The following is a 12997-nucleotide window of genomic DNA, read 5'->3' on the forward strand; positions in this document are numbered from 1 at the left end:
TCACTGGTCGGAGGCGTCGGACTTGTCGACCCCGTCCCAGACGTTCGCGTACCAGGGCCGGTGGGCGGCCCCGAGGTCGGCGCGGGACTGCCGGGCCGCGCCCGGGTCGACGACCACGTACCCGGTCTCGCCGGGCATCACATAGTGCAGCCTGCGCCGGATCTGCTGCTCGGCGTAGGCGTCGTCCTGCCAGCGCGCCTTGAGGTCGCGCAGCTGCTCGACCCGCCGTCGGGCCTGCTCCTGCTGCCGCTGGAGGTCGGCGATCTGCGCACGCTGGGAGACGTACTGCCGCATCGGATAGGCGAGCGCGACGACCAGCGAGCACAGCACCAGCGCGAGCAGCGCCGCGCGGCCGGTGAGCCGGGAGCGGCGGGCCTGCCGCTTGGTCTGGGAGCGGTAGACCCGGGCCGCCGTCTGCTCGCCGAGCAGCCGCAGCCTGGTCGCGGTGGAGAACCGGTCACGGTCCTTCACGGCCATCTTCCCGCCTCCCGTTCACACACGCGCGTACGTCCCCGGACACGGTACGGGACCGGGTACGGGGACGTACGTACGACTGGCTAGGACTAGCCCGGGCAATCAGCCCTTGAAGCGCGGGAAGGCCGAGCGGCCCGCGTACACCGCGGCGTCGTCGAGGATCTCCTCGATGCGCAGGAGCTGGTTGTACTTGGCGACTCGGTCCGAGCGGGCCGGGGCGCCGGTCTTGATCTGGCCGCAGTTCACCGCGACGGCGAGGTCGGCGATGGTGACGTCCTCGGTCTCGCCGGAGCGGTGGGACATCATGCACTTGAAGCCGTTGCGCTGGGCCAGCTCGACGGCGTCCAGGGTCTCGGTCAGCGAACCGATCTGGTTGACCTTGACGAGCAGGGCGTTGGCGGAGCCCTCCTCGATGCCGCGGGCCAGGCGCTCGGGGTTGGTGACGAAGAGGTCGTCGCCGACGATCTGGACCTTGTCGCCCAGCTTGTCGGTGATGACCTTCCAGCCGGCCCAGTCGTCCTCGTACAGCGGGTCCTCGATGGAGACGAGCGGGTACGCGGAGACGAGCTCCTCGTAGTACTCGGTCATCTCGGCGGCCGAGCGGGACTTGCCCTCGAACTCGTACTTGCCGTCCTTGTAGAACTCGGACGCGGCGACGTCGAGCGCGAGCGCGATCTGCTCGCCGGGCACGTAACCGGCCTGCTTGATGGCCTCGAGGATGAGGTCGAGGGCGGCGCGGTTGGACTCCAGGTTCGGGGCGAAGCCGCCCTCGTCGCCGAGGCCGGTGGACAGGCCCTTGGTCTTCAGCACCTTCTTGAGGGTGTGGTAGACCTCGGCACCCCAGCGCAGCGCCTCGGAGAAGGACTCCGCGCCGATCGGGGCGATCATGAACTCCTGGATGTCCACGTTGGAGTCGGCGTGCGAGCCGCCGTTCAGGATGTTCATCATCGGAACGGGCAGCAGGTGCGCGTTCGGGCCGCCCAGGTAGCGGAAGAGCGGCAGGTCCGACGCCTCGGAGGCGGCGTGCGCGACGGCCAGGGAGACGCCCAGGATGGCGTTGGCGCCGAGGGAGCCCTTGTTGTCGGTGGCGTCCAGGTCGAACATGGCCTGGTCGATCAGGCGCTGCTCGGTGGCGTCGTAGCCGACCAGCTCCGGGCCGATCTGCTCGATGACGGCGAGGACGGCCTTCTCGACACCCTTGCCCTGGTAGCGGTTGGGGTCGCCGTCACGGAGCTCGATGGCCTCGAACGCGCCGGTGGAGGCGCCGGACGGGACGGCGGCACGACCCGTGCTGCCGTCGTCGAGGCCGACCTCGACCTCGACCGTGGGATTGCCTCGGGAGTCCAGGATTTCCCGGGCTACGACGACGTCGATGGACGGCACGAGCATCTCCTTCTTGGGATGTGACGCTGGAAGTGCGGGGCGGTGTGCCTTACGGCTGTGCCTTGCGACTAGAGCCTAACCGTCCCGGGGGCGTCGGCCAGCGACCGACCGTCCCGTGGACAGGGGAACCGTACCCATTGTTTCCGCACGGAACAAAGGGGGGTGCGGGTGAGGTCTGGCCGAAGACAACGGAAACGCACGGGGAGACGGGCCGGAAAGCGCAGGGAGACGAAAAGACCCCGCCCCGGCGCGTACGGGGGAACACGCGCCGGGGCGGGGAGCCCGCGGGGACGGGCGGTCGGCCCTCACCAGGCCGTCAATAGGGGGCAGGCCAGGTGAGGGCGCTGTGGTTCCTGCGGGAGCGGACCGTCACTTCAGGTGCAGCTGCTGGCCCGGGTAGATGAGGTCGGCGTGCTCGACGATGTCCTTGTTCAGCTCGAACAGCTTCGCCCAGCCACCCTTGACGCCGTGCTTCTCGGCGATCGTGCTGAGGGTGTCGCCCTGGACGACCTTGTACTCGCCGTCGCCCTTCTTGACCTTCTCGCCGGTCGGGGTGGTGACGGTCTTCTTCGCGGCGGGGCGCTCGACGGAACGGGTGGCGGCCTGGCCGTCGGTGGAGCGGGTGATGGTGCTCTTCGACGTGGTGCTCTTCGAAGCGGTGGTGTCGTTCGACGACGAGGAGCCGCCGCTCGACGAGGTGGTCGTCGAGCCGGAGCCGTTGTTCGGGGTGCCCGACAGGCCGGTGCCGCAGACCGGCCAGGCGCCCTTGCCCTGCGCGGCGAGGACCTTCTCGGCGACGGCGATCTGCTGCGCCTGGCTCGCCTTGTCGGCGGTGGCGGCGTACTGCGTACCGCCGTAGGCGGCCCAGGTGGAGGCGGAGAACTGCAGACCGCCGTAGTAGCCGTTGCCGGTGTTGATGGACCAGTTGCCACCGGACTCGCACTGGGCGACCGTGTCCCACTCGGAGGTGGTGGCCGCGGAGGCGTTGCCGGCCGCCATCAGCGGGGCGGCGACGGCGGCGCCGGTGACACCGGCCAGCGCGACGGCGCGGATGGCCTTGGACGGACGACGGTGCTTGCCCTTGGTGGAAAACAGCATGAATCGATCCCCTCACCGACGCCTGCGAGGTGAGCTGTCGGGTTCGGGCCGGTTGAGTTGCCCGGCCGCACTCCCGCTTGCGCGGAGTGCGGCTCCACCCCTAGCCGGTCCCAGCTCAACTGCTGGTGCCGGCGCCTACCTTGGGTCCCCCGCTCCTGCCTTCGGCGCTTGACGCGACGACTGTTCCCGGGCAACCGCTGGCAGGATTCGGCGTTGCGACTGCCGGGGCTCGTGGTGACGAGCGATCTCGACCGTAGACAGGCGATCGACGGAATTTCAAAGACGATCAGGGCTTCTGAGACTCATCCCACACTTTCACCAAACCGGACATCACTCATGAATCCGGGCGTCAACTCCCGCTACTTTTCGCCCGTTTCGGCAGCGACTTCCAGGGTCTGACCGGCACTGATGTGGTTCGGGTCGCCACCGAGGGCCTTCTTGTTGTCGGCGTAGAGCGCACGCCATCCGCCGTCGACCTCAAGGGAGTCGGCGATGGAGGCGAGGGAGTCGCCTTCGCGGACCGTGTAGGTGCCCGGCTCGCGGGAGGCGTGACGGCCGGAAGCGATCCCGCCCTGACTCTTTGTCACGTTTTCGTCCGCGCTCGCACCACGGTGACGTCCACCACTACTGAGGGCACCGGTGTCGACGAGGCTCCAGGAACCGGCGCTCTGCCGGTAATTGTCCGAGTTGTCGATGCCCGGTTCGGCCGTCGGCGAGCTGTCGCCCCCACGCGTGCCACCCGAGTCGGGCGAAGCGGACTTGTCGGACCCGAGGGTGCCCGCACCCTTCGACCCGGCACCCGCGCCGGAGTCCGTGGCGCCGCCCTTGCCGTGGCTCGGCGCGCCCGGCGTGGCGCCCGGACCGCCGGCGGAGCCGGAACCCTCGTGGGAGCCGGTGTCGGAGCCCTTCCCGGACCCGTCCTTGGAGCCGGAACCGGACTCGGAGTGCGACGAATCCGGCGCATCGGACGAGTCGGAGCCGCCGGAGGGAGTGGAGGGGGCGGCCGATCCGGTGGTGTCCCCCGAACCGCCGGTGTCACCGGAGCCGCCCACCCCCGGGTCGACGTCCACGGGGGCCGAGTTCGAGGTGAGACCGGACAGCAGGGCGCAGGTGGCCCAGGGGGTGGTGCCCTGGTCGGCGAGGATCTTCTCGGCGACGGCGATCTGCTGCGAGCGGCTGGCCTGGTCGGCACTGTCGGCGTACTGGTCGCCGCCGTACTTGTCCCAGTCGTCCTGCGAGATCGACAGGCCGCCGTAGTACCCGTTGCCGGTGTTGGCGCTCCAGGAGCCTCCGCTCTCACACTCGGCCACCTTGTCCCAGGTGGTGCCGTCGGCGGCGTGGGCGCTCGCGGCACCCAGCAGCGGAATGGCGATGGCGGAGCCGGTCACCCCGGCCGCGACGAGCAGTGCCGGGGCCTGACGGGGGCGACGGTGTCGGCCGTTCCCGGAGAGCATGCGGAAGCCTTTCGTGCGACAGCGGGGCCGGCGCGGCGGATGATGCCCTCGCCGCGCTGATGGGTGAACGTATAGGCAGACGATCACTTGTCACAAGTTCATGCCGCGCAGATCACGTGAAGATCACATTGTTGAAGACCCGTCATATTTGCCGTCGTCGGGCTCGTCGCGAGCCGGAGTGAACTCCACGGGCAGGGTGCGCAGGCCCCGCATGATGAGCCCGCCACGCCAGCGCAACTCGGCCGGGTCCGCCCCGAGCCGCAGGTCGGGCAGGCGGGTGAGCAGGGTCGCGAGGGCGGTCCGGCCCTCCAGCCGGGCGAGCGGGGCGCCGAGGCAGTAGTGGATGCCGTGGCCGTAGCCGAGGTGCTGGTTGTCCGTGCGGGCGAGGTCCAGCACGTCCGGGCCGGCGAACCGCCGCGGGTCCCGGTCGGCGGCGGCGAGCACGACGAGCACCGGGTCGCCGGGAGCGATGTCCTGCCCGCCGATGCTGAGCGCCTCGGTGGCGAACCGCCAGGTGGCCAACTCCACCGGCCCGTCGTAGCGGAGCAGTTCCTCCACGCCGGTGGCCAGCAGCTCGCTCTCCCCGCGCGCCAGGGACTCCTGGAGGAGCCGACGCTGCCCGGGGTGGGTGAGCAGGGCGTAGGTGCCGTTGCCGATGAGGTTGACGGTCGTCTCGAAGCCGGCGAACAGCAGGATGAAGGCCATGGCGGCGGCCTCGTTCTCGGTGAGGTGCTCGCCGTGGTCGGAGGCGCGGATGAGGGCGGAGAGGAGGTCCTCGCCGGGCGTCGGCGTGGCGGGCAGCGTCTCGCGCTTCCTGTGGATCAGCTCGGCCAGATAGCCGCGCATCTTCTTCACCGACCGGGCGACCCCGCCGCGGGGCCCGCCGCCGTGCCGGATCATCATGCCCGCCCAGTCCCGGAAGTCGTCCTGGTCCTCGCCCGGGACGCCGAGCAGGTCGCAGATGGCGTAGATGGGCAGCGGGAAGGCGAACTCGTGGATCAGGTCGGCGGAGCCCCGCCGGGCGAAGTCGTCGATGAGCCGGTCGGTCAGCTCCTGCACCCGGGGCGCGAACTCGGCGACCCGGCGCGGGGTGAACGCCTTGCTGACGAGTCTGCGCAGCCGGGTGTGGTCCGGCGGGTCGATGTTGAGCAGATGCGTCATCAGCTCGGCCTTGCGCTCGCCGGGGATACCGGTCTTCCCCTTGGCGTGCGCGGGCTCGTCGTGATGCGCCGGGTTCTTGCTCAGCCGCTGGTCGGCCAGCGCCTGCCTGGCGTCGTCGTACCGGGTGACCAGCCAGGCCTCCACCCCGCTGGGCAGCCGGGTCCAGCGCACGGGCGCGTGCTCGCGCAACCAGGCGTAGGCGGGGTAGGGGTCGGCGGCGAACTCCCAGGTGAAGAGGTCGGGCGCGGGGGCCGGTGGGGTCGCGGGGCGGGGCTGGTCACTCACCCCTCGACGGTATCCGGCCGTGCCCGCCCGGCCTGCTCGGGTGCCGTGCCCTCCGACGCCCGTATCGCATCCCGGTACGCCCGGGCCGCCGCTCTCAGCGCCGCCTCCGGGTCGACGCCGGCCGCCTCGGCGCGGACGGCGAGCGCGAGCAGTTCATAGCCGACGCCCTCCCCCCGCGGGAGGGGCACGTCCAGACCCGCGGTGCGGGCACGGGAGGCGAGTTTGGCGGCGAGGGCGAGACCCGGCTGGCCCAGGGGGACGCCCTCGGTGACCGAGGTACGCCGCTTCTCCTCCGCCTTGGTGCGCAGCCAGTGCTCCTTGACGTCCTCGGGGGTCTCGGCGCGCTCGTCGCCGAACACGTGCGGATGGCGGTGGATGAGCTTGGCGACGATGCCGCCGGCCACGTCGTCCACGGAGAACGGCGCGTCCGGGTCCTCCTCGGCGATACGGGAGTGGAAGACGACCTGGAGGAGGACGTCGCCCAGTTCCTCGCGCAGTTCCTCGCGGTCGCCGGCCTCGATCGCCTCGACCAGTTCGTACGCCTCCTCGATGGCGTACTTGGCGAGGCCCTGGTGGGTCTGGCGGGAGGACCACGGGCATTCGACGCGGATGCGGTCCATGACCTGGACCAGGTCCAGGAGGCGGGCGCCGGGCAGGTCGTAGGAGGCGGGCAGCAGCTCCAGCTCCGGCATCGCGACCCGTCCGGAGCCGGCCAGCCGGGCCAGGCCGTCGGTGAGCGCGGTCTCGCCCTCACCGGTCGCCACGACCACCACCGTCCGCCCGCCCGCACACGCGTCGACCAGCTCCCGCGCGGTGGGAGAGCTCTCCTGGAGGGCTATCCCCGCCTCGCGCAGATACGGCAGCTGCGGATGCGCGCCGTCCGCGCACACCACCGTGTCGGCCGCGCGCAGGGCCTGCCAGGCGGGCCAGGACAGCAGGCCGGGGGCGACGCGGTGGCTGGTGGTGAGCAGGACGACGCGGCCCTGACCGGGACCCTGGGCGGGATCGGGGCCGGGACCGGAGCCGGGGGCTTCGGGGCTGGATACGTTCACGCTCCGAACGTAACCCACGGCGCCGCCGGGCGGATTCCGTTGTCCACAGGGCTGGGAGGATGGTGTGATCGTATGACCGTCCGGCAGCACGGTCCCCGGCCCTGGCGGCAGCCCTTAAGCCGTCAGCGGCTGCTCGGGAGCCGACGTGACCTCTCGGACCCACGGTGTCCTGGCGTCCACCCGGCTGCTCTTCTGGACGTCCCAGGCGCCGTAGCGCGGGTTGAGGTCGACGTGGAGCTCCTTGGAGGCCTTGGACAGGGCCTTCCAGAAGGGAGGCTGCGCGGTGTCCGTGCCGAGCTTGGCCGCGAGCTTCTGCGCCTCCAGCTGGAGGCGCAGGTTGTCGTCGAGACGCGCGGGCGCGATGCCGTACTTCTGCAGCCAGGCCGTCCGCAGGCCCTTGGCCCCGCCGGCCTGCTGCTCCAGGCCCGCGCGCATCTGCTGGATCTCCTTGCGGGTGACGGAGACCCCCGCGTCCCGCGCGGCACGGTGCAGCACCCGGTCGAGGACCATGTTGTGCAGGGTGTCGCGGGTGAGACCGCCGGTGGAGGAGACGACCTGCTCGTACTGCGTCTCGTCGGACACCTCGGCCCGCTGGGCCTTGCGAACCTCGTTGACCCGGCTCTCCAGCTGGGAGACGGTGATCCGCTGTCCGCCGACGACCGCGGCCGTGCCCGGATGCGCGTCGTTTCCGCAGGCGGTCAGGACGGGTGCCGCGGCGGCGAGCGCGGCGGTGAGGACGAGCGCGGTGCGACGGCGGCGGTGCAAGGAGACCTCCAAGGGAGCTTGTGCGGCGGTGCACAAAGTCTTGCGGTGATCGATGGTAGGCAGTGGCCAGGCCGCGGCCAACCCATTCGACCAACGATTCCCCGGGGGTTTCGGGTACTGCCCGCGGCGCGGCCCTTCGCCGCCGTCGGCCCCGGCCCTCAGGCCCGGTCGTGCACCGCCCGCTCGACGGCCGCGGCCACGTCGTCCCGCAGCCCGTCGCCGGCCCCGACCGTGGTGACGTTCGCGCCGGCGCGCCCACCGCCGACCAGCACGAACCCGACCTTGCCGTACTGCGGCGCGGTCTGGGCCGCCGCCGTGACCTCGGGCTTGCCGACGGCGAGGACGACGTCGCAGGAGCGCTGCAGCATCCCGTTGAGGAACGGCCGCGCGTTGCCGGTGCTCTGCTCGCCGGTCACCTGGGCGTAGCTGACGCGGGCGTGCGTCTCGCGGGAGGCGTCCTGCATGCCCTGCCAGACGTCGGCGGCGGCGCCCGCGGTGATGCCGTTCTTGCCGGTGAGCAGACAGGCGTCGGTCTCGGTGTAGTGCCGGGCGCGGGTGTCGGGGATCGGCGGGCGGTCGTCGTGCCCGGAGAGCAGCACACCGGTCACCACCAGCGCGCCGACGACGGCCACCGCGCCCGCCGCGAGGGCGATGGTGCGCCCGCTCAGCGTCCGCAGCCACGCGACGGCGGCCCGCCCCACCACGGCGAGCCGGCCGCCCTTGGACGACCCCGCCGCCTTCGCCGGACGCGCCTGCGTCACCTGTCTGACCTGCTTGGCCACGTCGTCCTACCCGCTCTCTTGCCTCACGCCGGCGTCGGCCGCCGGTTCTTGCCGTCTTCCCCCGGATCAGGGGCGGCCGGGGACCGCCGTGGCCACGCCGTCCACGCGTGCGCCGAGGCGCCCGCCGTGGACAGCAGGATCAGCAGCAGGTCGGCCGCGAACAACGCACCGTGGGTGTCCTCCGGCGTCAGCGCCAGATCGGTGGCCCAGGCCGTGAGCACCGCGCTGAACGCCAGGAAGGGCCACCAGCCGGCGCCGCCGCGCCCCCGCAGCGCCATCACCAGGGAGGGCACGGGGCACAGCAGACCGAGGCTGACGACGGGGAGCGCCGCGAGCCCCGCCCGCACGAGGTACGGCCGCGGTCCGGCGGCCCTGACGATGGTACCGATCCTCACTCCCGCAGTCCCTTCCGTGGTGTCGCGGTCGTCGGTGCGCGGGTCAGCCGGTGATGGCGACCGGCGCGTCCCAGGTGTCGCGGTCGACGGTGAGGGTGACGCCGCCGCGCGTCTCCTTGCTGTTCACCTTGTACTGGTGGGCCCGGCTGTGGTTGGTGAACTGGCTCGTACCCCAGGGCCAGTCGGTGGTGGTGGTCTCCTTGCCGTCCCACAGGGCGTACCAGAGGTTGCCCGGCAGGTCGGTCTTGTCGCTCGCGGTGGCGATCGCCTTGGCGCTGGAGCTGGTGAAGCCGTAGAAGCCGGCCCGGTAGGTCTTGGCGCGCAGCTGCTTGCCGAAGGAGCGGACGTACGTCAGCACGGCGTCGTTGCACGACTTGTTCGTCGTGTCGTACGGCTCCATGTCGAGGTAGATCGCGCTGCCGGCCTTCATGCCGAGCGCGGAGGCCTTGGCCACCGCGTCGTTGGCGTCGCTGGTGCCGAGGGAGGCGGCGGTGGAGGGGGTGAGCTTCTCCGGGTTGGAGCCGGTCTGGCAGGACGGCTGGGCGCCGACGTAGATCGGGATGAGCTTCCAGCCGAGGGAGCTGACCGACTTCACCCAGGAGGCGGTCAGGTTGGGCTGGGAGCAGCCGCGGTTCTTGCCGCCGACGTAGACGGCCGCGCCGCCGTAGTACTTGTCGGTGTTCCAGGCCTTCATGGCGGTGAGCGAGGGCGCGGTGCAGGTGTCGAAGGCACGGCCGGTGAACGTCTTCTGCGCCGGCCAGGTGGTGGCGGCCATCGAGGTCTGCGCCGCGATCCCGGCGCCCGCGAGGACGGCGGCCCCGACCGCTCCCCACGTGATGTACCTGCGCATCTTGGACTGCCGGTGCTCGGCCATCCCCACCCCTAGATCTCTGTGCGTGCGCGCGTGTGGGCGCGCGTGCGTGTGGAGCGGCGTACGTCGGCGGCTGCGCGGCGTACGTCCGCTGGAAAGTGCTGGCCCCCTGGTACGGCGCGCGTGAGCTCGTCCTGCCAACACTCGCCCCGGCGCCTGAAGCGGATCGCAAAGTAACCGACGAGGCTTCTGTGAACGGGAAACGGAGCCTCTGGATCAGCACATGAATGCCTCAAGCAATGGCAAAGAGCGCCGTGTCACGGGTGACGGATACCGCGAAAGTCCCACAACTCGGTGATCTTGAGCGGCTGTTGACCGTCCCGACCTGTGCGTGAACTGTGCGCCCACCTCGCGTCGCAGGGTCCGGTGCCCTGACGGAGCGGATCGTGGCGTCCCTGAAGGCGGGGCCCCTGAAGGCGGGGTCCGCCCGGCGGTCCTCCCGGCAGGTGCCTTTAGTCCACCCCGGTGACCTAGTCTTTGCCCCCTGTGCTGCCTTGGGGGGTAGAGATGGAAAAGCGTCTGGAGGCCGGCTGGTTCCAGCGGATCGCCTGGTCGGTCCTGGCCTGGGGCTCGCTGGGCCTGCTGGTCTGGGTCCCGTTCCTGTACGTGGCGATACGCCGCCGACGGGGCTCGGACTGGGGGGCGTTCGCGGCGTTCGCGCTCTACGAGTGCGTGACGTTCCCTTGGGCGATCTGGAAGACGAACCAGAGCGATCCGGTGCTCGGTGGCGTCTTCCTGCTGTGCCTGCTGGTGGCGACGGCGTTGCTGCTGTTCGCCGTCTTCGACCGGCGGCCGCCCGAGCAGCGGGTCCCGCCGGTGTACGGCACCCCGACACCGGCCCAGGGCCACCCGTACGGCAACCCGTACGGGCGGTAGGGGCGTCGGGGGCACGGGTCGCGCGAGGACCGGCTGATACGGCAGCGGCGCCGCTTGCCGCGGCGGTTTCGGTTCGACCTGCACGACGCACCGACCCGCGTCCTTGACGAGCGCGCGGTCAGCAGACCCACGGCCCAGGGAGCTCCGCACGAATGGTTTCGAGATCGGCGGGCGTGCGTCCACGCGCGTGAATCCAGGACTGGTCCTCGATGCCGTCCCGGCGCATCAGTCGGCCGGGAGCCGCGTACCAGCGCACCGGCGAGTCGTCCTCGCTCGCCCACATGGGATGGTCGGGCAGGTCCACCCGCGCGTAGCGAGCGTGGAGGTTCGGTATCAGGGCGTCCGGGAGCTCGCAGGCGTCGTAGAGGCTGTCGGCTCTGTCGGCCCCGAAGAGCGACTCGCTCAGCACGAGTTCCACCCAGGCCGAGGACATCCGATCGAGGAAGGGAATCCAGCCCTCGCGTGATTCCACCACCACCGGTGGATCCTCCCGCTCGATCTCGTCCAGCGGAATCCCCCAGTACGCGCAGTCCTGGTTCTCGCGCCGGAAGATCAGAACACCGTTCAAGGCGTCATCGACGTAGAGCTCGGTCGGCCGGAGCAGAGGGTCCTGCTGTCGGGTCAGGTCGTCCCGTCGGCCGAAGAGCTCAAAGCCCTCACGCAGGGCAGCCGGCAGCTCGAAGCCCAGATCAGCCTCCGCAGCCGCCAACTCGTCCTCGACGCACCCGGCTTCCGACCGCAGGGGGCAATCCGTCCATGCGTCGGCGTACCAGCGCACGAAGTCCCACGCCTGCGAGCGAGTCCGCACCCCGCCTCGCAGCACCACCGACACGTCAAGGCCGTCCAGCATGCCGAGGACGCTACCGCCTCTCCACGACCCGACCGTGCGGGAGGCACGAGCGGCCCAGCCTCGTGCTCGTTCGCGACTCGACCCACCGACGACATGAGATGCCTCATCTCACCGCGCTCCGACCACCCTGTCGTATGCCTGGTCGTACAGATCCGGCGACATGGTCAGCATCCCCTGGCCGTCCACGGAGAAGGCGCCGCTGTCGAAACAATTGTTGAAAACGGCCACCATCTGCTCGACCGTCGAGAACTCGATCTCCGTGGGTTCACCGACGAGAACTCCCGCGACCACGGCCTCCTTGCCGGGAGACCACACGGCCGCGTAGAGATCGCCGCCGGCGCTTCCCAGCAGCGGCACCCAGTGCTCGCCCAGCACCTCGTCACCGGTGTAGGCGGACCGCAGACGCACCCCCTCCTCCAGGGACACGGGGCTGTATCCGGGGATCACGTTGACCTGGTCCTGTGTCTGCCCCGGCACTACGGCGACGCCATCACACCAGCCGAACCACCGGGCCACCGAGTCCGGAACGGGCCCCCCAAGCACCGCCGAGACACGCTCGGCGTCCACCCCCGGGACCATCCACGACACCACCGGCCTGTTCAGGTCCCGCAGACGAGTCCCCAGCCGTTCCAGCTCGGCATCCAGCATTCCCAGCACGCTCCCTGGTTGCTCCGCACGTAGTACGGATGTACGTCGGCACCACCTTGAGTCATCGATGCAAACGTCCCTGCACCAGGGGCAGCCGACCACGGCGAGGGCGTCGAAGGCGGACAGGCGGCGGCCTACGGCCCGGTTCACACACTCGTACGCCCAGCCTACGGAAGTTACGCTACGCCCTTCAGAAGAACCAAGTTCCAGAAATCAGGGCCCGCATGGATTGCGCAAATCCGTCGCCGACGTATCGCATTCCGGCATCGCCAGCGGGGAACGCGCCTCCATCACTCGCGATCAAACCCAATTCTTCGGTGGCGAACGTAGAGCCAATGGGCTTCTTCTGCGTCAAGTTCTACGCTCACCTCCATTTCGCGATACGTCCACGAAATGGAGGCCGCCCATCCGAAGCCGGCGGACTTGGTAACGTACACGCAACTCCTGCATAGACCTGCTAGGCAAGCCTGAAGTCACTCCGGATAACACCGTACTCCGCAGGGGTCACCAAACAGGTGTAGTGACGCCCCACAAGAGTTGATGAATCAATGCCCAGTTCTTCTGCAAGCTCGACTGCCCCCGTCTTGTTGGTTTTGGACGGGTTATCGACGGCTTGATAGTGGGCCACAGCTCCCCGCACCTCTACAACGACGTACTCGACCCGATTTCCAGGCTCGGCCGACGTTGGGAAGTCATGTTCCTGAGGCGAGTGTTGCGCATCCAGCGGTCGGCCACACAGTCCGCAGATTCCTTTTTCCTTCGACACAGTCATGACTGCTATGGTACCGCCCTCGAGCGCCACCCGTGAGCGAGCCGGCAAACCGAATAGAGGCCCCTGCCGGAGGGACTTCGACTTTTGGTCGATGCACTCCGGCAGGGGCCTCCGCTTCCATCAGCTATCGC

General features: G+C 70.2%; 15 protein-coding genes and 1 riboswitch. Of the genes, 1 reads left to right on the top strand and 14 read right to left on the bottom strand.

Going from position 1 to position 12997, the window contains the following annotated elements:
• From ACIBA9_RS05630 to ACIBA9_RS05675, 10 genes are all read right to left on the bottom strand, one after another.
• Nucleotides 1-477 carry a septum formation initiator family protein gene (locus ACIBA9_RS05630; RefSeq protein WP_362158111.1) on the bottom strand — a complete coding sequence of 159 codons (477 nt, stop codon included), beginning with the start codon at nt 475-477 and terminating at the stop codon, nt 1-3.
• A 99-nt stretch (nt 478-576) separates the two neighbouring features.
• Nucleotides 577-1863, bottom strand: coding sequence for a phosphopyruvate hydratase (eno, locus tag ACIBA9_RS05635; RefSeq protein ID WP_362158114.1), 1287 nt, complete (start codon nt 1861-1863; stop codon nt 577-579).
• A 363-nt stretch (nt 1864-2226) separates the two neighbouring features.
• The gene (locus ACIBA9_RS05640; RefSeq protein ID WP_399360062.1) at nt 2227-2955 is read right to left on the bottom strand and encodes a transglycosylase family protein; all 729 of its coding nucleotides are present in this window, start codon (nt 2953-2955) and stop codon (nt 2227-2229) included.
• 4 nt (nt 2956-2959) lie between these two features.
• Nucleotides 2960-3132: riboswitch (cyclic di-AMP (ydaO/yuaA leader) on the bottom strand.
• 182 nt (nt 3133-3314) lie between these two features.
• Complete coding sequence (locus ACIBA9_RS05645) at nt 3315-4409, bottom strand: transglycosylase family protein (RefSeq protein ID WP_399360063.1); 1095 nt, start codon at nt 4407-4409, stop codon at nt 3315-3317.
• A gap of 123 nt (nt 4410-4532) precedes the next feature.
• Nucleotides 4533-5855, bottom strand: coding sequence for a cytochrome P450 (locus tag ACIBA9_RS05650; RefSeq protein ID WP_399360064.1), 1323 nt, complete (start codon nt 5853-5855; stop codon nt 4533-4535).
• Complete coding sequence (locus ACIBA9_RS05655) at nt 5852-6907, bottom strand: nucleoside triphosphate pyrophosphohydrolase (RefSeq protein ID WP_399360065.1); 1056 nt, start codon at nt 6905-6907, stop codon at nt 5852-5854. Before ACIBA9_RS05655 ends, ACIBA9_RS05650 begins: the two co-directional genes overlap by 4 nt.
• 114 nt (nt 6908-7021) lie before the next feature.
• Nucleotides 7022-7672 carry a SurA N-terminal domain-containing protein gene (locus ACIBA9_RS05660; RefSeq protein WP_399360066.1) on the bottom strand — a complete coding sequence of 217 codons (651 nt, stop codon included), beginning with the start codon at nt 7670-7672 and terminating at the stop codon, nt 7022-7024.
• Between the two features lie 158 nt (nt 7673-7830).
• Nucleotides 7831-8454, bottom strand: a complete 624-nt coding sequence (locus tag ACIBA9_RS05665) for a hypothetical protein (RefSeq protein ID WP_399360067.1) — start codon at nt 8452-8454, stop codon at nt 7831-7833.
• Nucleotides 8455-8477: 23 nt separating this feature from the next.
• A complete protein-coding gene (locus ACIBA9_RS05670) occupies nt 8478-8849 on the bottom strand; it encodes a hypothetical protein (RefSeq protein ID WP_399360068.1) in 372 nt (123 codons plus the stop codon).
• A gap of 43 nt (nt 8850-8892) precedes the next feature.
• The gene (locus ACIBA9_RS05675; RefSeq protein ID WP_399360069.1) at nt 8893-9723 is read right to left on the bottom strand and encodes a glycoside hydrolase domain-containing protein; all 831 of its coding nucleotides are present in this window, start codon (nt 9721-9723) and stop codon (nt 8893-8895) included.
• Nucleotides 9724-10227: 504 nt separating this feature from the next.
• On the opposite strand from ACIBA9_RS05675, the gene ACIBA9_RS05680 reads away from it, so the two are divergent.
• A complete protein-coding gene (locus ACIBA9_RS05680; protein WP_399360070.1) occupies nt 10228-10596 on the top strand; it encodes a hypothetical protein in 369 nt (122 codons plus the stop codon).
• Between the two features lie 118 nt (nt 10597-10714).
• Here the strand turns inward: ACIBA9_RS05680 and ACIBA9_RS05685 are convergent, their stop codons facing one another.
• The 4 genes from ACIBA9_RS05685 to ACIBA9_RS05700 form a co-directional block, all read right to left on the bottom strand.
• Nucleotides 10715-11446: an SMI1/KNR4 family protein gene (locus ACIBA9_RS05685; RefSeq protein ID WP_399360071.1), complete on the bottom strand. Its 732-nt coding sequence runs from the start codon at nt 11444-11446 to the stop codon at nt 10715-10717.
• Nucleotides 11447-11554: 108 nt separating this feature from the next.
• Complete coding sequence (locus ACIBA9_RS05690; protein WP_399360072.1) at nt 11555-12094, bottom strand: hypothetical protein; 540 nt, start codon at nt 12092-12094, stop codon at nt 11555-11557.
• A gap of 190 nt (nt 12095-12284) precedes the next feature.
• Nucleotides 12285-12449 carry a hypothetical protein gene (locus ACIBA9_RS05695; protein ID WP_399360073.1) on the bottom strand — a complete coding sequence of 55 codons (165 nt, stop codon included), beginning with the start codon at nt 12447-12449 and terminating at the stop codon, nt 12285-12287.
• A 102-nt stretch (nt 12450-12551) separates the two neighbouring features.
• Nucleotides 12552-12866, bottom strand: a complete 315-nt coding sequence (locus tag ACIBA9_RS05700; RefSeq protein ID WP_399360074.1) for a hypothetical protein — start codon at nt 12864-12866, stop codon at nt 12552-12554.
• Between the last annotated feature and the right edge of the window lie 131 nt (nt 12867-12997).

Source organism: Streptomyces sp. NPDC051452, assembly GCF_044454765.1.
In the GTDB taxonomy this organism is placed as follows: domain Bacteria; phylum Actinomycetota; class Actinomycetes; order Streptomycetales; family Streptomycetaceae; genus Streptomyces.

Bases quoted from the DNA above. Each gene is read 5' to 3' on its own strand.
- ACIBA9_RS05680 (WP_399360070.1), top strand. From the start codon at position 10,228: ATGGAAAAGCGTCTGGAGGCCGGCTGGTTCCAGCGGATCGCCTGGTCG.
- ACIBA9_RS05640 (WP_399360062.1), bottom strand. From the start codon at position 2,955: ATGCTGTTTTCCACCAAGGGCAAGCACCGTCGTCCGTCCAAGGCCATC.
- ACIBA9_RS05630 (WP_362158111.1), bottom strand. From the start codon at position 477: ATGGCCGTGAAGGACCGTGACCGGTTCTCCACCGCGACCAGGCTGCGG.
- ACIBA9_RS05675 (WP_399360069.1), bottom strand. From the start codon at position 9,723: ATGGCCGAGCACCGGCAGTCCAAGATGCGCAGGTACATCACGTGGGGA.
- ACIBA9_RS05685 (WP_399360071.1), bottom strand. From the start codon at position 11,446: ATGCTGGACGGCCTTGACGTGTCGGTGGTGCTGCGAGGCGGGGTGCGG.
- ACIBA9_RS05690 (WP_399360072.1), bottom strand. From the start codon at position 12,094: ATGCTGGATGCCGAGCTGGAACGGCTGGGGACTCGTCTGCGGGACCTG.
- eno (WP_362158114.1), bottom strand. From the start codon at position 1,863: ATGCTCGTGCCGTCCATCGACGTCGTCGTAGCCCGGGAAATCCTGGAC.
- ACIBA9_RS05645 (WP_399360063.1), bottom strand. From the start codon at position 4,409: ATGCTCTCCGGGAACGGCCGACACCGTCGCCCCCGTCAGGCCCCGGCA.
- ACIBA9_RS05700 (WP_399360074.1), bottom strand. From the start codon at position 12,866: ATGACTGTGTCGAAGGAAAAAGGAATCTGCGGACTGTGTGGCCGACCG.